The 18,047-nt window shown below is 37.8% G+C and carries 18 protein-coding genes and 1 riboswitch; of the genes, 5 read left to right on the top strand and 13 right to left on the bottom strand.

The features are described from left to right. Positions 1–66: 66 nt before the first annotated feature. Positions 67–117 (bottom strand): hypothetical protein, encoded by a 51-nt coding sequence (locus VRHSUH09_RS10710; RefSeq protein WP_353511575.1) that lies wholly within the window; start codon positions 115–117, stop codon positions 67–69. A gap of 249 nt (positions 118–366) precedes the next feature. On the opposite strand from VRHSUH09_RS10710, the gene VRHSUH09_RS10255 reads away from it, so the two are divergent. Beyond that, positions 367–1,584, top strand: a complete 1,218-nt coding sequence (locus VRHSUH09_RS10255; protein ID WP_105082117.1) for a hypothetical protein — start codon at positions 367–369, stop codon at positions 1,582–1,584. A 197-nt stretch (positions 1,585–1,781) separates the two neighbouring features. On the opposite strand, the gene VRHSUH09_RS10725 is transcribed toward VRHSUH09_RS10255, so the two are convergent. From VRHSUH09_RS10725 to VRHSUH09_RS10720, 3 genes are all read right to left on the bottom strand, one after another. Further along, complete coding sequence (locus tag VRHSUH09_RS10725) at positions 1,782–1,916, bottom strand: hypothetical protein (protein ID WP_276329525.1); 135 nt, start codon at positions 1,914–1,916, stop codon at positions 1,782–1,784. A 120-nt stretch (positions 1,917–2,036) separates the two neighbouring features. Then, on the bottom strand, positions 2,037–3,257 hold the full coding sequence (locus VRHSUH09_RS10250) for an L-lactate MFS transporter (protein ID WP_105082116.1): 1,221 nt from the start codon (positions 3,255–3,257) through the stop codon (positions 2,037–2,039). Between the two features lie 87 nt (positions 3,258–3,344). Continuing rightward, a riboswitch (ZMP/ZTP riboswitch) is annotated at positions 3,345–3,432 on the bottom strand. 259 nt (positions 3,433–3,691) lie between these two features. After that, the gene (locus tag VRHSUH09_RS10720) at positions 3,692–3,826 is read right to left on the bottom strand and encodes a hypothetical protein (RefSeq protein WP_009351704.1); all 135 of its coding nucleotides are present in this window, start codon (positions 3,824–3,826) and stop codon (positions 3,692–3,694) included. 168 nt (positions 3,827–3,994) lie between these two features. Here VRHSUH09_RS10720 and VRHSUH09_RS10245 point away from each other — a divergent pair, with 168 nt between their 5' ends. Next, positions 3,995–5,284 (top strand): hypothetical protein, encoded by a 1,290-nt coding sequence (locus VRHSUH09_RS10245; protein ID WP_105082115.1) that lies wholly within the window; start codon positions 3,995–3,997, stop codon positions 5,282–5,284. A gap of 242 nt (positions 5,285–5,526) precedes the next feature. Here the strand turns inward: VRHSUH09_RS10245 and VRHSUH09_RS10695 are convergent, their stop codons facing one another. Next, positions 5,527–5,577, bottom strand: coding sequence for a hypothetical protein (locus tag VRHSUH09_RS10695; RefSeq protein WP_353511575.1), 51 nt, complete (start codon positions 5,575–5,577; stop codon positions 5,527–5,529). Between the two features lie 252 nt (positions 5,578–5,829). Between VRHSUH09_RS10695 and VRHSUH09_RS10240 the strand changes: the two genes are divergently transcribed. Then, the gene (locus VRHSUH09_RS10240) at positions 5,830–6,426 is read left to right on the top strand and encodes a hypothetical protein (RefSeq protein WP_105082114.1); all 597 of its coding nucleotides are present in this window, start codon (positions 5,830–5,832) and stop codon (positions 6,424–6,426) included. A 120-nt stretch (positions 6,427–6,546) separates the two neighbouring features. Here VRHSUH09_RS10240 and VRHSUH09_RS10235 read toward each other — a convergent pair whose 3' ends face one another. The 4 genes from VRHSUH09_RS10235 to VRHSUH09_RS10220 form a co-directional block, all read right to left on the bottom strand. Beyond that, complete coding sequence (locus VRHSUH09_RS10235) at positions 6,547–7,779, bottom strand: threonine/serine exporter family protein (RefSeq protein WP_105082113.1); 1,233 nt, start codon at positions 7,777–7,779, stop codon at positions 6,547–6,549. A 14-nt stretch (positions 7,780–7,793) separates the two neighbouring features. Then, on the bottom strand, positions 7,794–9,197 hold the full coding sequence (locus VRHSUH09_RS10230; RefSeq protein ID WP_105082112.1) for a YkvI family membrane protein: 1,404 nt from the start codon (positions 9,195–9,197) through the stop codon (positions 7,794–7,796). Positions 9,198–9,444: 247 nt separating this feature from the next. Then, positions 9,445–10,056, bottom strand: a complete 612-nt coding sequence (locus tag VRHSUH09_RS10225; RefSeq protein WP_105082111.1) for an acetate uptake transporter — start codon at positions 10,054–10,056, stop codon at positions 9,445–9,447. A 341-nt stretch (positions 10,057–10,397) separates the two neighbouring features. Next, the gene (locus VRHSUH09_RS10220) at positions 10,398–11,057 is read right to left on the bottom strand and encodes an HAD family hydrolase (RefSeq protein WP_105082110.1); all 660 of its coding nucleotides are present in this window, start codon (positions 11,055–11,057) and stop codon (positions 10,398–10,400) included. A 135-nt stretch (positions 11,058–11,192) separates the two neighbouring features. On the opposite strand from VRHSUH09_RS10220, the gene VRHSUH09_RS10215 reads away from it, so the two are divergent. Next, positions 11,193–12,023, top strand: coding sequence for a hypothetical protein (locus VRHSUH09_RS10215; protein ID WP_105082109.1), 831 nt, complete (start codon positions 11,193–11,195; stop codon positions 12,021–12,023). 49 nt (positions 12,024–12,072) lie between these two features. On the opposite strand, the gene VRHSUH09_RS10210 is transcribed toward VRHSUH09_RS10215, so the two are convergent. Next, positions 12,073–12,804 carry a gamma-glutamyl-gamma-aminobutyrate hydrolase family protein gene (locus tag VRHSUH09_RS10210; RefSeq protein WP_009351763.1) on the bottom strand — a complete coding sequence of 244 codons (732 nt, stop codon included), beginning with the start codon at positions 12,802–12,804 and terminating at the stop codon, positions 12,073–12,075. Between the two features lie 255 nt (positions 12,805–13,059). Here VRHSUH09_RS10210 and VRHSUH09_RS10205 point away from each other — a divergent pair, with 255 nt between their 5' ends. Continuing rightward, positions 13,060–14,097 carry an AEC family transporter gene (locus tag VRHSUH09_RS10205; protein ID WP_105082108.1) on the top strand — a complete coding sequence of 346 codons (1,038 nt, stop codon included), beginning with the start codon at positions 13,060–13,062 and terminating at the stop codon, positions 14,095–14,097. Positions 14,098–14,273: 176 nt separating this feature from the next. Here VRHSUH09_RS10205 and VRHSUH09_RS10200 read toward each other — a convergent pair whose 3' ends face one another. From VRHSUH09_RS10200 to VRHSUH09_RS10190, 3 genes are all read right to left on the bottom strand, one after another. After that, positions 14,274–15,830, bottom strand: a complete 1,557-nt coding sequence (locus tag VRHSUH09_RS10200) for a putative polysaccharide biosynthesis protein (protein WP_009351762.1) — start codon at positions 15,828–15,830, stop codon at positions 14,274–14,276. Between the two features lie 3 nt (positions 15,831–15,833). After that, on the bottom strand, positions 15,834–16,763 hold the full coding sequence (gene fba, locus VRHSUH09_RS10195; RefSeq protein ID WP_009351719.1) for a class II fructose-1,6-bisphosphate aldolase: 930 nt from the start codon (positions 16,761–16,763) through the stop codon (positions 15,834–15,836). Between the two features lie 240 nt (positions 16,764–17,003). Next, complete coding sequence (locus tag VRHSUH09_RS10190) at positions 17,004–17,960, bottom strand: RluA family pseudouridine synthase (RefSeq protein ID WP_105082107.1); 957 nt, start codon at positions 17,958–17,960, stop codon at positions 17,004–17,006. Positions 17,961–18,047 lie beyond the last annotated feature (87 nt).

The raw sequence follows: 18,047 nt of genomic DNA, 5'->3' as shown, positions 1-18,047 counted from the left end.
TCTGACTTCTATGTCTGACCTTTTTTCATGCCCCAATTAGAAAGCTAGCTTTTAGCTAGAGGTCAATCATTTTGCTGCCATGATAATGGTTGCTACAAGTATGCCAAAGGAAATCATTAACGATAACACTTTGAATGTACTCATATTCATCACCGCCAATCCTCGAGTTGATTAGCAAAGGCTGGACCCATTTAGAGGCCTCAAGTTTAATATAGTGTTGTCAATAATAAAAGTAAATAGATTAGAGGTTCCTAATAGTCACCTAGGTGAGCAATAGGAACCTTTTTCGTTTTGTAATCGTATTCATAATTGTGTTCTTATTATGTTACAATACAGTTAAAATTACTATTTTGTGGAGAGAGGTATATGTTAAAACGATTATTATTAAGTGCTATTGTATTGAGCGCTATTAGTGTTTCTAGTTATGCTGTTGATGTGAATATTCCCGGTGCAGATCCGAGTATTTCGCGTGATGCATATGTACAGGCGGTATATACGACTGATAAAATTGAGTCTACATATGATGAGAGATTAAAAAAGAAGGCAGATTCATTTTCCGCTTATTCTAAAGAGCGTTTTAATCAAGAGTTTGGTGTTGTTGTAGATGACGATGCAGTAGAAGCCTTAAAGAATGAGATTTATACTATTGAACGCCGTAAGTTTGATGGTAACACAGTAGTGAATTTACATAATAAAAAGGGTGGTCTATCAGTAACATTACCATTTAGTGCAGTACAAAAAGAGGCATTAAGTGATTTTCCGGATGCAACGGCAGGTTATTTATTTCAGTCCCCAATGATTGTTACTGCTATTATTGAAAATAAAATGCCATATTCTCCTGATAAAACAGATATGGTTTTTAAATATGATGGTCTTAGTAAAAGTTACTGGAGAAAAATAACTCTTACTGGTGCTGTAGATATGGACATTACTGCTTTAAATTTTGAGTTGAGTAAGCATCCTAAGCAAGCATATAATGTTATTCTGTATCCTCGTGTAACGGAGAGTGTCACATCAAATGATATTAATACAATAATGGCTAATTATGTATTGCCTTCAATTCATTCTCTTCGAGATTTAGATGACTATAGCAGAGTAGAAAACTATAAGAAATATTCTTTTAGAGTTCCTAAAACAGCCGTTGAAGAAAATAACCCTAATGTTAAAATAGATGGTGTAACTTTCACAGTTGATAAAGATATAAGGCAACAAATTTTGATTGACCCTGCAAATAATTTGGGAAAGGGTATATTTAGTTCATTTGACGAAATTGATCTGTTACATAAACTAGATAATAAGACTGCTGAGTTCTTTGGATTTCCTGGATCCCAAAAGATTACCAAAGGTAGTCATTCCTTTGTTTGGAATGATGGTATGCCAGGTTTATTACTAGATCTTGAATTAGATAATCGACAGGGTATATTGATGTTTACTACTTATGATGACAGTTTTAAGTACCAAAATTCAATCCAATATCCCTTAGATAATAGTACATATACTAAGGCGCAGTTACGAAAATTAATTACAGATGCAACATTATCTGACACTGGTAATATGTATCAAGAGGATATTTGGTTTATCTAATCCTTATTTTTTATAAATAAAATAGGGAAAGAAATCATACGATTTCTTTCCCTGTTTAGATATGATATAATTTATATCATAGTGAGGCATAAATGGTTTCGACGCCAGACTTCGCTTCTAGAATTTAATGTTGAAGAAACGGTCTGACTTCTATGTCGGGCCTTTTTTCATGCCCCAATTAGAAAGCTAGCTTTCAGCTAGAGGTCAATCACTTTGCTGCCATGATAATGGTCGCCACAAGTATGCCAAAGGAAATCATCAGCGATAACACTTTGAATGTACTCATATTGATCACCGCCAATCTCTAGAAGATTAGCAAAGGCTGGACCCATTTAGAGGCCTCAAGTTCAATATAATGTTATGAATAATAAAAGTAAATGGATTAGAGGTTCCTAATAGTCACCTAGGTGACCAATAGGAACCTTTTTCGTTTTGTAATTAGTTCGGGGGCTTTAACAGTATCTTTTATGCAGACCTCGTTTGCCGTATATTTTTAAGATTATAGCAATAATTGTATTTAATACAAATAGAAGAGCAAAGCATACTAAGGCTGTAGTATAGCCATATCCTGCTTCGTGAAAGTATGACACGAGCATAGGACCAACTATACCAGCTAATCCCCAAGCCGTCAGAATGCGGCCATGAATAGTGGAGAGTTGGCGTATTCCATAGAGGTCTGCAAGATATGCTGGCATACAGGCGAATCCGCCGCCATAGCAGGTGATAATGAGAAGAATTAAAACTTGGAATGTTAGAGCATTATTGGTTTCGGCAAGTACGTAGAATGCGATGATTTGTAGAATAAAGAATAGTATGTAAGTTTGTGCTCGGCCAATGTAGTCGGAGATAGTAGACCACGCAATGCGACCTCCACCATTGAAGATACCGATGATACCAACTAGTGATGCAGCTGCTGCAGGTGTCATACCAATAGTTTCTTGTGCCATAGGGGACGCTAAGGATAGAAGACCTATACCACAAGTAATATTAATAAAGAAAATCCACCAAAGGGCACCAAATTGCCAAGTTTTCATAGCATCATTGGCTAGCATACCATGGTTGTGAACGTACATAGTGGATTTATCTTTCGTAGTTCGTGGTGGTTGTTTTGGTTGAGGTGCTTTCAAATAGAGCGAAGAGGCACCCATAATCACTAGATAGATTACTCCGAGGATAATGAAGTTATTTACTAATCCAACTTGAGCTACGAGGAATTGCATAAGCGGGCCCGCAATGAGTGAAGCAAATCCAAAACCCATAATGGCTAATCCGGTGGCAAATCCTGGGCGATTTGGAAAGTATTTTACGAGCGTAGACACTGGTGTTATATAACCAATACCTAGTCCAATACCACCGATGATACCATAGAAGAGATAGAGTAAGGTGAGATTATGTATGCTAAGTGCATAGGCTGTACCTAGTAGGCCTGCCACCCAGAATAACATTGAAAGAAGTCCGCTTTTCTTGGGACCTATTTTTTCTGCAAAAGATCCTAAAAAGCCTGCAGATAATCCAAGCATCAGGATAGCTAAGGAGAAGGTCCATGTTGTTTGAGACATAGTAAATCCCATATCTGCCATAATAGGTCGTGTGAGCACGCTCCATGCGTACACGCTACCGATAGATATATGTAGACCAATGGCTGCTAGAGCAATAAGCCAGCGATTTCTCATAAGAAAACTCCTTTCATATAGGTGAGATGATTAAAACTTTGTACAGTATTATTTGCTACAAGAAAATAAAAAAAGACCGCCTGAACAAAAGCTTGCCCAGACGGTCGGCGATCACACGATGTGTGCTACTGTGCATGTAGTCAATTCTACGTATCCGTCAGCCCAGTAGTGATATATTAATAATATATCACTTGATACTATATCTTGTCGATGATATAAGTCACTCTGTTATAACAACTGTAAGGTTTATAAACTAAATAGGGAAGGAAATTGTCTAATTCCCTTCCCTATTTAGATATGATATAATTTATATCAAAGTGAGGCATAAATGGTTTGGTCGCCAGACTTCGCTTCTAAAGTTTTAAAATTGAAGAAACGGTCTGACTTCTATGTCGGGCCTTTTTTCATACCACGATTAGAAAGCTAACTTTTAGCTAGAGGTCAATCACTTTGCTGCCATGATAATGGTCGCTACAAGTATGCCAAAGGAAATCATCAATGATAATACTTTGAATGTACTCATATTGATCACCGCCAATCTCTAGAAGATTAGCAAAGGCTGGACCCATTTAGAGGCCTCAACTTCAATATAGATGTGTAAATAATAAAAGTAAATAGATGAGAGGTTCCTAATAGTCACCTATGTGACCAATAGGAACCTTTTTTGTTATTATTTTATTACTATATGAGTATGTTACAATATACAAAATATAGTTAGTGCTTATTGAGGAGAAATTATGTTTAGAAAATCTTTGTTATTGGGCTTTTTAATTGCTGTCCTGTGTTTGAGTGGGTGTGGTAATGCCCAAGAGTTACCAGGCTATAATCCGAAAGTTGTGGGCAATGAAATGTATAAGAATGATTTAATGGATAAGATTCTTAACGAAAGAATCTATAAGGCTATAAGTGCTGGTGGTGATCGTGAAGAAGCGGAGATACTCTTTCGTCTTAATGAAATGACTGCTGACCAACGTAGAAATCTAAATTATTCTATATCGAGGGCTCAATATAATGCTGTAACAGAGGTACATATGCATACTGCAGAAGGGGGGCTGTCTTATACGTTGCCATTTACAGCTTTTAGAGGTGGCACGCAAATGGTTCCACTTCCTGGCATAGCTGGAACTGATGGCTCTCTCTATAGATTTAACCATCCTTTTATTTATACAAGTTTATCTATGGAATCTCGTCCCTATGAAGAAAGTGCACAGTATTTGGGCAAGCCTTATAATACATTGACGCAAAATGATGTACGCTCTGCGTTGAAAGAAAAATGGACAAATATGCAGCAAGATCAATATGATGTATCCAGTATTGATGGTAGTACTTTCAAAAGAGACAATATTATAAATGGACGTTGGAGTACTATGAAAACAAAGGAGACACCTAGTTTTGTGGCCAATGACATTTCTTTTGCTTTGCCGAACGAACCTAATACACAATATGTTATTACTTTATTGGTTAGAGAAGATGGTGAACGGGGAATTGGTAAGCGAGGCATTGAGGATATTATAGCCAATTATCTTGTGCCAACCATTTCTCCATTAGCTCGTTTAAATGAGTCTAGTCATTTTGAAAGTTATAATGACTATTCGTATAGGGTTTTGAATAATGCAGTAGAGGAGAGCACCGGTTCGGATAATATAAAGGTGTATAAAACATCAGGTGGTATTACACAGACTATTAGCGTGCACCCATACGAACATAAAGGTCCGATTTGGGCCAATATGGCAGATATTCTAAGGATTACACAAGCACAGTTAAGACTGAAGCCCAATATGCGTCATGGCAGCCATAAGTATATATGGAATGATGGTGCTCCTGGTGTGTTCATAGTGTTTGAGTATGAAGATGGCACTGGTGAATTACATTTTAGTACTCAAGATGCTCATAATCTGTATATTCATACAATTGATTATAATCGTGCTACAAGTGATTATAATATTGGTTTACTTCATACCATTATTTCCGATGCTAAAATTGCAAATTTAGGAAATACTTATAAAGGTGAAGTGGATTATTTATAATAAAATAGAAGAGTCTAATGAGAATATATATACCTAATCGGCGTAGAATGATAACAGGGAAAGAAATCCTTGGATTCCTTTCCCTGTTTAGATATGATATAATTTATATCAAAGTGAGGCATAAATGGTTTCGGCGCCAGACTTCGCTTCTAGTAATTTAAAATTGAAGAAACGGTCTGACTCTCAATGTCGGGCCTTTTTTCATGCCACGATTAGAAAGCTAGCCTTCAGCTAGAGGTCAATCACTTTGCTGCCATGATAATGGTCGCTACAAGTATCCCAAAGGAGATCATTAACGATAACACTTTAAATGTACTCATATTGATCACCGCCAATCTCTAGAAGATTAGCAAAGGCTGGACCCATTTAGAGGCCTCAATTTCAATATAGTGCCGTTAATTATAAAAGTAAATAGATTAGAGGTTCCTAATAGTCACCTAGGTGACCAATAGGAACCTCTTTCGTTTTGTAACTATTATAATGGAATAGATTAATTATGTTACAATACAAATAAGATAATAGTTTTTAGGGAGAGGGAGCCTCATATGAAACGTTGTATCACATTACTAAGCTTAGGTTTGTGTTTAGCCGTACCGATGCTTTCACAAGCTAGCGATATAAAACCTGTTATGCATGTTACGAATGTACATAATGGTCAGTATGATGCGGCATTAGATGCTATTACAGATACAAAGTTTTATGGGCCGTATCAATTCCGAGTATTAAAGGATGCTATCGAAACGCAGGGTGAAACAAAGGACATTGATGGTAGGGTGTTTAGAACCTCTGATGGGGTATTTATGCATGTAAAGGCTAGATTGATTGATAATGGTAGTGTATCCTTAGATAAAAAGGTTAAAAGAATTGTTGAAGATAGAACGATTCCAGAACCTACCGTAAAGATGGTATTGCCTATTAAGCATGATGTAATAGAGGTCAATAATGATGGTGTGCGTAGTTTGCTAGCCGAATTTATGTATGGCTGGCCATTACATAATAGGACGGATATGGTATTAGTTACAGATTATGAAGATACTCGTTACTATTATAATTTGCAGTTTTATAGAGACAAGCTACCTGAAGGTGTTCGCATTGAGCAGTTGCGCCAAATGATTATGGATGCGCAGTTCAGTTATAAATAAGTGATATCTAATTAGCACAATATAGTTATAAATAAAAGAGGTTCCTAATAGTCATAGTAGTGACTTATAGGAACCTCTTTTATAATGCTTTAATTTACATGAATTTGATATAAGGTTATATTACTTATAAGTATATTTTTTGATTTGTGGTGGTTTTATATGTTTTACAATTACGATAGATATAGCAATTGTAAAAGCTATCAAAAAGGATTCTTTTGCGAAGCTAATGGCAATAGTTTCTTGTCCCATTAGCATATAATAAATGGATCGATAAAAGCTGAGCCCTGGTAGTAAAGGGAATAAGCTAGTCATTAGGAAAACTATAGCAGGGCATTTCCGTTTAACAGCCAATATTCTTGATGCTATGGCGATGATAAAACCACTGATGAATATGGAGAGCATAACATTAGACTGTAGTGAAGATAATGTTAAGAACAAGAACCATGAGATGAATCCTAATATTGTACAATCGATAAAATGTTGTTTAGCTACACGGAATAAGATTGCAAATGCTGTCGTACCAATACCAGCCATTATACTACGCATAAACATAGAGGTTAAGGAATTAGTATCTAAATTAGAGGTATAAAGAGGAATCATTTGTGTGTTGAAGAGTAGTGATTGTACTACTGCGACCCCTACAGCCATGGAAATACAGGTAAGTAACGCACCCATCATAAGGGTTATTCCTGTATTATAGTTATTCTGGCTATACTCTCTAATAGCATTGACGAAAGGAACTCCGGGAACAATGTCAATCATGGCTCCTAGTAATATAACTGATAGGTTGGAGCCTAATTCAAAGTGGATAAAGAGATTACCCAATAAGGCTATTAGAATACTACCTAAAATGGTGATTAATACATCTGAGTTAAGTATTCTTTTAATCGTGCACATATAGACGCCTAATATTAAGCCTATAATACCGGCAATTATAGAGTCTGTTATAGAACTACCAATTGCATAGCTAAAGCCCGAAGCTCCTAACGTATAAGCTACTAATCTCCAAAAAAAAGAATAGTCTGGCATGGTATCAATTTGATTAAGTTCACTTTCAATCTCCTCAATAGTAATATTTTTTTGTGTGACACGTCGGGAGAGAGCATTAACAGATTCAATTTTACTGAGGTTAATATCGACTTCAGGAACGTTACAAATACGAGTAATTTCAGTTCCATCAGCTTTCTTAGCAGTTGCAAAAATACCTCTATTGGATACGTAAGCTTCTAAATCTTTAAAATTCATAGCTCGTGCTATGTAGTTCATAGTATCCTCTGTACGACTGATTTCAGCACCACTACTAAGAAGTATTTTTCCAGCTTTTAATATAATTTCTAATTCTACACTGGTCATTATTTCCTCGTTATTCATTTTACTTTATTGTTATTTATATGAGACTTTTTGATAGGTCTACCTTTAGAAGATTCAGTTGATTTTGATTCTTCCTGTTGTTCTTGTAGAATATTGATATTTTGATGTATAACTTCTTCGTCTACTGAGAGATGCTCTTCCACATAGTCTTTTAAGTCTTGAACTGTTTCCGTATTTGAAAGTATCTCTTTTGCTACATCATGAATATCTTCTTTTAGAGCTTTTGTATCTGCTTGACTAATATCACCTAATGTGTGGAATAGTTCACGTTCTTCTTCTGATAGTATTTTGTGAGGACTATGTTTTTTTAGTGATAAATGGATCATCTTTCTTCGGAAGAGTTTTTCCATAATGATATCTTTACGATCGCGGAGCCAGCCATAAATAAGAATAATTAGGAGTAATAGTCCCATATAACCGAGAATTGGGTAGAGGATACTAATCAAATCTTTAAAACCAAAGAAACTACATATATATCCTATGATTACTACAGAAATAATAACAATTCTCATTCTTTTCGTACTGCCGTTGGCAAAACGTCTAGCAATAGAATAAAAAAGAGAGAATGCTGTATTAAAAATAAGTGAAAAGACTGTGATTGCATATATATATGCTAGCCAAGGATGAATTTGATTGGCAATAGCAAGAATCGGCAAATCTGCATCTTTTACTGTATCTAGATTTGCATAAATAGAGATAGCTGCTATAAAAACAACTAATCCGACTAATAGGCCGCCACGAGTGCCACCTTTTTCAGCTATACCAATACGAACAACAGAACCACCTAAAATAAAGGCCATAGAAACAGCTGTCATAGCACATAGAGAATAATAATTAATGACAGAAAACCATACATTGCTTGTGGCTGGTTTGATTGTGTGGGCTATAGTATCTAACGCAGCCCAATCATGACTTTTACCAATAAAAGAGTAACCTGTAATGATGAATATCATTACAATCATGATAGGTGTAAAAACACCTAGAACACTGGTAATTTTATCAAAGTCCATAAATGATACGGTTATGATTAAAAGTGAGCAAATTAATCCGCCAACCCAAAAAGGAAGTCCAAATTGTTGTTCTAAGTTTGATCCTGCACCGGCTATCATAACGAAGCCCATAATAAAGCTACCAGCGATTAGTACAAAATCAAGTATTCTTGTAATAATAGGATGGGAAATCTGTGTAAAAACTTCTTCATGATTGTCTGCACGATAGTAGCTCCCCAAAGAAAGCATGATTTTACCAAATGCGGCATTTAATAGACCTAGTAATAGAACACCAATAAGACCTATTTGGCCAAAACTTATAAAATATTGTAGAAGATCTTGTCCACTCGAGAGTCCTGCACCTACAATAACACCTATGTAGGCAAATGCAATTTTCCATGATTGTTGCATTACATATTTCTCCTTCCAAATACATAACTTAATAATCTAATATTATATCATACTAATGATTCAATTGATGGAAATCTTACTGCCAATCTCTATAAAGTTAGCTAAGAATGGAGCCATTTATAGGCCTCAATTTTAATATAGCGATGTGGAACGTAAAAGTAAATAATTTAGAGGTCCCTAATAGTCACCTAGGTGACCAATAGGAACCTCTTTTATCGTGCAAGTCATTTATATGGTTATTGAACTATTATAGAATGCTTTTACCCATAGGGAATACAGTTTTACCAAATACTTTGTTAACAAGAACGGCACCGGAACCGTAGAAGCCCAATAGGGAGATGAATAATTCAGACCATGCTGCAAGAGCGAAGAAGCCTGTTTTGCCGCCTAGGAAGAGGTCTGTTGCTAGACCTAAGAATAGGAAGCAGATTAAGAACATGATAGCAAATACAACTTTGTTTGTTTTTAAAGATGCAATTGTACCAAAGATAGAGAAGATTAAGAAGCCTACAAAAGCGAATGCCAATTGTGTTACATCAAAACCTTTTTGAATTTCAGGACCGAAGGAGCCCATTTGGATCAACCAAACGCCAGCCATAGCAGACCAGAACAAACCGTAAGCACCGAATACAACAGAGCCGAATGGATTGTTTTTCTTGAAATCAAAATAACTTGCCATTAATTGGGCGATAGAACCTAATAAAACTGCCCAAGGGATAATAACAGATGTTGTAGGACCAGACCAGCCTACGCGGGACGTGGATACTACAAAACATACTACAGCGAGACCAAGTAGACCAAGACCGGTAGGATCAGCTACATTTTCGCTCATTTCAACTTTTCTTACTTCGTTTTCCATTTGTTCCTCATTTCTCCGTGGGGGACAACTAACTACAACTATACAGTAAAATAGTCACATGATTTTATGCTGTCATCTCCTGTTCAATACACTAACTATTGAATTGACGGCGTGTCCATGTGAAAGTACTGCCTCATAAATGTAACATATATCACATTTTTAAGGCAATAGATAGAAGCTAGTAACCATGCGTAAATAGTATAACGTGAAAAATGAAATAAAATAGAGAAAATAAAAGGAAAATCCCGATAAATAGGAAATGATATAAATTAATTCCCATATTATTACGGTTTTACGTTATAAATGCTTTAATTCATATGAATTTGTTATAGGTTGACGTACTATTTGTTTAACTCTTCAATAATAGTAATAATATCTTCTGCTTTACGGGCGATGTGTTTAACACCAAGCTCATGAAGTAAGGATTCCTCTCTAAAGCCCCATGTAACACCAATGCAAAGTAAGCCAGAGTTTTCTGCTGTTGCTACGTCTACTTCAGAATCACCTATATAGATGGATTCTTCAGGAGTAGAGTTTAACTCTTTTAATGCTTGGAGTACCATATCTGGAGCAGGTTTACGTTGTAAGCCCGGTCTTTCACCGATAGCAACAGGTAAGCGATCGCCAAAGTATTCTTTATTTAGGGGCGTAACACCTTCTTGTATTTTATTGGACACAATAGCTATTTTATATCCTTTTTCACGTAATAGGTCTAGCATGTCTAGAATACCATCATAGGGTGCAGTTGTATCTTTTAAATGCTCTCCATAGTAGGCTTTAAACTCATCGATATATGATTCTAAATCGCTATCTGCCACAGTACTTGGTAAGCAATGACGCATTAAATAAGCTACTGCATTGCCGAGTTTTGCTTTCACCTCAGCCATAGAGCGCTCAGGGAAATTATGTTTACGCAGTACATAGTTCACGGAATTATATAAATCTGTAGATGTATCGAGCAATGTGCCGTCACAATCGAAAACGATGGTTGTATATTTCATGGTAACCTCCAATTGGAATCTATATGTATTTAATTATATGATGAACAGCTAGAAAAACAAAGGATAAAGCTTATTATATGATGGATTTGTGATACAATAATAACAGTAACTATTACCATACATAGGAGGCGTAGTATGACTGAAATACAAGCTCTTTTATTGATAAAATCTATTCTTGAATCCGCAGATATTCACGGCATTGAAAATATTCTAGCCGAAGATTGCGAATACATGTCCACTGGTCGGGGCATTATTGGTCGCAATCGCAATGAAACGATTGAATTCTTGTCATCTATGGCTGAGTCCATCAAGGCAGACAATGTGCCTGTTACGTGCAAGGTCATGTATATTACCGATGTGTACGAGGAGGATGCGCTATTCCATGAGGGGCGTCATGGTTTGACTGTTTCTTATGAAAGCGGCGATAATTACGTGTACATGATTTTCGTAGATGTCAACGATGAGGGCCTAGTAGACCGCATCGTTTCTAGTCAGGAAAATTATAGTATTGAGTATGATGATCTTCGCTTTGGCGCTGATGAAAGTGAGTATGCTTTTATTACGCCGCCAACGACTGTGAAAGATTGGCTTGCAGCCTTAAGTATGTGGCTTGAAACGGCGAATGTAGATGTAGATGATTTCTATCAATATATCGATGAAGATACTCGTGTAGTATTCCAAAAGGGCGATGCTGAATCTATAACCCTTGAAAGTGGCCTCGATGTAGAGGATTATTTTGATCAGCTTATGAACCAACACTTTGATGCGGTGCCTCATATCATCCGTGATGAAGAGGATGGACTCATTTTGACATATGGTCCAATGAGCCTCATAGCTACACTTAATGAAGAGGGAGCGCTAGCTCTTATCAGTATCTATATTGATACACGAGATGAAGACGAAGCTTCCGATGATGTAGGCTATATTGAAGAAGACCTTTCTGAGGATTATAACGAAGAGATATAACACAACAAAAGCTCCACGCCTAAGGTGTGGAGCTTTGCTATTATTTTCTTTAGTTTTTTTGAGCCGCTGCAATGAATGCATCAAATAAACGTGTTGCACTTTGATCTTTTGGTGTCATCATTTCAGGGTGGAACTGAGTAGCTACCATCCAAGGGTAGGAGGAATCTTCTAAGCCCTCTACAGTGCCGTCTTTAGCGCGAGCTACAACTTGTAAGCCCTTACCAACTGTTTTTACACTTTGATGGTGGTGAGAGTTTGTAACCCAAGTAGAACGACCAATTGCACTAGCAAGATTGGTTTCGAATTCAATATCAACTGTATGCGTACCTAATTCAGGCGTTTGATTTTGAGCATGTTTTATTGTACAAGTTTCGTCGTAGCTTAAATCTTGATACAAGGAGCCGCCACGGTATACATTTAATACTTGCATGCCGCGACAAATACCAAAGATAGGAATTTGTCTTTCTTCAGCAGCTTTCAACAAAGCAAAATCAAAATGATCACGTTCAGGCCATACTTCGCCCAATTTTTGTAATGGTTCTTCACCATAGTGTAGTGGGTACACATCATGACCGCCAGATAATAGTAGACCATCGAGATGAGCTACTGTATCTTGAATAATTTCAAGATTTGTTGTGAAAGGAATAATAATAGGAATGCCACCAGCTTCTTCAATAGAGCGAGTGTAATCAAGGTTTACATAGGAGCGTGGAAGGTCTACATCAGAACCAGCGCTACCTAGTAAGATACTACCAGAGATACCGATATATGGTTTTTTCATACTATCACCTCATGTACGAACTATATTGTATATTTACTCTTTAAGTATAAATGATTTTTTGAATAATTTATACTATTAATTTATTGAATTATAAAGATTTTATGGTTAATACTATGTACCGTTATTATAGGGTAGTTATTCTGTATGGATATACAATAAGTGAATAGCAAGGTGAGTCTATTATTAGAACGGTTTTCTAAAATCGATGAAAACATGTTATGATAGACTACGAATCAACTGTTCGGGAGGTTTATTATGGTTTTTCTCACATCCTTGCAGAGTATCATACCGATAGTGCTACTCATTTCGTTAGGATATTTCTTAAAAGGGCGGGGCATGTTTAACCCGACCTTCAGTAGTAATTTATCGCGCTTTATCATGTCCGTCATTTTGCCGGCTGGCGTCTTTGTTTCTGTATTACATCACCTACATATGTCTGACCTATGGGATTTACGATATGGCATGTTAGTAGTTATGCTAACCTATGTAATTGCCTATATCGTTGCTTTCATCATGATGAAACTGTTGAAAGTACCTAAAGGGCGGCGCGGTATTTTTATCAATATGGTGGTGAATGATAACTGCTTATTTATAGGTTTACCTGTGCAGATAGCACTCTTTGGACCTGAAGCGTTACCCTATTTCTTACTCTATTATATTGGTAATACCATATCTGTATGGCTCGTAGGGGTATTTTTAATTGAATTAGATCCGCTGCCAACTGTGGAAAATGGCTTAGCTAATGATGAGTGGCATCAAGTTGGGAGTAGCTCCTCAGTTCAGTCCACTACAGCTCAAAAGCCTAAGTTTGATTGGAAGAAGTTATTACCACCGCCATTATTAGGTTTCTTTACAGCCTTAATCTTTTTATTCTTTGAAATTCCGTTGGCCCCAATTTTACATAATACACTGAATTATTTAGGTGATATGGTAACCCCATTATCTTTGATTTATATTGGTATTGTCCTTCATGATGCAGGCTTAAAGAGCATGAGCCTCAATAAAGATTCTATCGGTGGTATCGTAGGTCGTTTTGTGATTTCACCCATCATTATGTTCTGTGTGATTATGGCCTTACAATATGGAGCAGGTATAGTACTAGAGCCAATTGCTATTATTACATTTGTAGTGCAATCGGCTGGTCCCGTCATTGCGGTATTGCCAATCGTAGCTAACGAAGCAAAATCCGATTTGCCCTTTGCTACAGGCCTTGTCATGATTAGTACCATATTATTTGTGGTAGTAATACCAATTATTATGGAAATCCTTACTATGTTAGGAATAACGGCATAAAATAAGGAGAAGGTTAATTTCCTTCTCCTTATTTTTATGGTACAATGTATCCATAAGCAGGGCATAAATGGTTGGTAGCCAGCTCTCGCTTCTCGAAAATGTATTTAAAAAATAGGTTCCTAATAGTCACATGGGTGACTATTAGGAACCTATTTCATTTTGTAAGTATATACAGCTTATCTAAAGAATCTACCCACAAGTGGCATGCTAGCACCGTCGTTTTTATCAAGGCCTTTTAGGAGAACCATAATAATTACGTACAATACTAAGCCTTCGATACCTGTAAGTAAGAAGTTAGCCCACATAGGTAGTGTAGTAGAGAGAGCTTGGTAGCTCATATAGATGAGCACGCCCATGATACCTGCACTAACCACGTTTTTCCAAAGGATGGAGAAGTCGAGGAAGTAGCCTGTATATTTTTTGATATAAATCAAGTTGAGTAAGGCTGCAAAGCCGATATCTGCTACAGTTGCCCACGCAGCACCACCGATGCCAAGTTCTGGAATTGCCGTTAAGTTCCAGTTTAAGATTACCTTGATAATGATGGCAATGGCCATGTTTACCACTGGAATTCTAGGTTTTCCTAGGCCTTGTAAGATGCCAGTCGTTACTTGATGAATGCCGAGGAAGAAGATGGCAAAGGCCACGATTTGTGTTGCCATTTCAGCCTTAGGCGCATTATAGATCAAGGTAACTGTTGGCGCTGCCAATACATAGAGCATAACCGTGAACGGTACAGTACCCATAAAGGATAGGCGCATAGCACCGGCCGTACGGTCGTAGATACCTTCATGATCACGCTTAGCGAAGGCATGAGAGATAGATGGTACAATGCTTGTTGCAAGGGCTGCCGTAATAATGGTAGCCAAGTTAATAAGCGGTACCGCCATACCTGTTAAGTAACCAAATAGTTCCGTTGCTTCATTGAGTGAGAAGCCTGCCACCAATAAACGACGTGGTACGATGATCAAATCAAGGTTAGCCGTCAATGGCAACATAATACTTGCTAAGGAGATTGGTAAGGCAAGCCAGATGAGGCGCGATAAAACCTCTTTAGTAGATTCTCGTTCACCTTCAAAGCTTTCACCTGTAGTAGGCGCCTTAGGCAATTTATAGTAATAATATAACAAGACTAGGAAGGCACCAAAGGCACCGATACCTGCACCTAAACTCGCACCGCCGGCTGCCTCAGGCAAACCGTATGGTAACAAGATAGCTGCCGCACCTAGCATCACCACAACCCGTAATATTTGCTCTACAATTTGGCTCATCGCCGTTGGTGTCATCATTTCGTAACCTTGGATGTAACCGCGGAAGCAGGATATCCAAGTAACAAAGAAGATGGCTGGAGCTAGCGCAATAAGGGAGTAGTAGGCACGACTTTCCTGAATGATACCACTTGAGATGAGCCAATCGGCGCCAAAGAACATGGCAAGACTGGCTATTAGACCTGTAATGGTGAGCATTGTAAAGGAAATGTTAAATACTCGTTTAGCCCCCGTGTAGTCGTTGAGAGCTAACCGCTCTGCCGTCAAAATAGAGATGGCAATTGGCACACCTGCGCTTGAAACTTGTAATAGCAATAAATAAATTGGGAAGGCCATCTGATAGATACCGATACCTTCACCGCCTAAAATACGGGATAGTAGAATCCAGTTAATACTACCGATGGCTTTCACCACAAAGCCGGCTATGGTGAGGATTAATGTTCCTTTTAAAAATCCGCTAGCCATAGATTATAGAGTGTTGGAAGAACCTAACACGTTTTTAATTTTGTGAGCTACCATGCCTTTAATAGCATCACGAGCAGGTCCTAAGTATTTACGAGGGTCAAACTCAGATGGGTTTTGAGCCAAGTATTCACGTACAGATGCAGTCATAGCAAGACGAAGGTCTGTATCGATGTTGATTTTACATACGGACATTTGAGCTGCTTGACGAAGCATTGCTTCAGGTACACCTTGTGCACCAGGGATGTTGCCACCGAATTCGTTACATTTAGCTACGAATTCAGGCAATACGGAGGAAGCGCCGTGCAATACGATTGGGAAGTTAGGCAATAATTCGCCCACTTTTTTCAAACGATCGAAGTCAAGGTAAGGGTCGCCTTTGAATTTGTAAGCGCCGTGGCTAGTACCGATAGCGATTGCTAAGGAGTCTACGCCTGTAAGGTGAACGAATTCAGCAGCTTGTTCTGGATCAGTGAAGCGTGCATCCGCATCAGATACATTTACATCGTCTTCAACACCAGCCAAACGGCCCAATTCTGCTTCTACTACTACGCCGTGAGCGTGTGCATATTCAACAACTTGTTTTGTAATGCGTACGTTTTCGTCGAAGTCATGGTGAGAAGCGTCGATCATTACGGAAGTGAAACCGCCGTCTACGCAGTCTTTACAAATTTCGAAGGAATCGCCGTGGTCAAGGTGAAGCGCGATTGGTAAATTGCTGTCTTCAAGAGCTGCTTCCACAAGTTTAACAAGGTAAATATGTTTCGCATATTTACGAGCGCCCGCAGATACTTGCAAGATAAGAGGGGATTGTTCCTCTTTAGCAGCGTCTACGATACCTTGTACGATTTCCATGTTGTTTACGTTGAAAGCGCCGATAGCGTAGCCACCTTCGTAGGCTTTTTTAAACATTTCTGTAGTAGTAACTAATGGCATGTTGTCCTCCTTGGCCCTTAGGCCTGTCATATCTGTTATTAATACTGTGACTGCAGTATTTTGAGCAACTAAAAACTAGATGAAATACTAGTGTTATTGCAATCATATATCAATCAAATTAAGTATATCAAGAAACACTATAAAGGGCCAATATTTTTTGTATAACTTATGCATAAAAAAAGCCTCTGTTTAATGACCCACGTGGGTAAATTTTGAGTGATTGGTTGATTGTTTTATGAATTACTGTATTAGATCTTTCATATCCTGTGGCATGTCCGCACTTAGCTCGAGCCATTTATTTGTCATTGGATGGTGAAAGCTAACTCGCGCTGCGTGTAGTGCTTGGCGCTGGATATAATCTAAATGGCCCCCATATAAGTCATCGCCCGCAAGGGGATAGCCCAATTGAGATACATGAACTCGAATCTGATGGGTGCGCCCTGTGTGTAATAAGCATTGCAGGTGAGTGAAGTGCGTCTCACAATTCCTATCAGCCATATTGTTACTACCGATAATAGTATTACTATCGATAATAGGACTTTTATCAACTATAGGTCTAGTATTATGGCTAATAACGGTTATATCGGTGCGAGCAGGCTTTCCTTCATTAGTACAATAGCGCTCAATGATACTACCTGGTTTACGCCCTATAGGCCAATTAATGGTTAAAGGTACAGCGGGAAGTTTTCCCTCAACGATAGCATCGTAAGATTTATGGAAGTGTGTATGCTTTTTATCAAATGCATGTTGCACTACTGAAGTCTTAGCGATGATGACAATACCAGATGTATCTTTATCTAATCGGTGTACCGGATGGAAATCATAATGCTGATGAGTTTCTTGATAGTAATATAGCACTCCGTTAGCTAGTGTATGATCTCGCACGGTCGAGGTGGGATGCATAAGAACACCAGCCGCTTTGTTAATGACCAAGATGTGCTCGTCTTCATAGACGATATCTAAATCCATAGGACTGAGGCTGAATTCCTGTTCTGGCGTTAACTTCATGACAAGATGATCTCCACCGTGAACTAGAGTATTCCAAGTGGCGGGCTCATCATTAACGATTATGATGCCCTCGTTTCGTAGACGCCGCCTCATGCGCTGAGAAATATGTTGTTGTTTTATAATATGATTCATAGACTGTGTATGTACATCAGAATCTACAATCAAGTCGATTATCGTTGCTGTTTTCATAGCTTTTATTATATCAAATAAATGGTAAATGAAGAATTTTTCATCCTTTGTTGTCTTTTGGAAGGTCTGTATAGTATAATTTATGTT

The organism is Veillonella rogosae JCM 15642, from assembly GCF_002959775.1.
GTDB classification, from domain to species: domain Bacteria; phylum Bacillota; class Negativicutes; order Veillonellales; family Veillonellaceae; genus Veillonella; species Veillonella rogosae.
The sequence above is the reverse complement of the archived record's forward strand: the minus strand, read 5'-3'. Positions and strand labels throughout refer to the sequence as shown.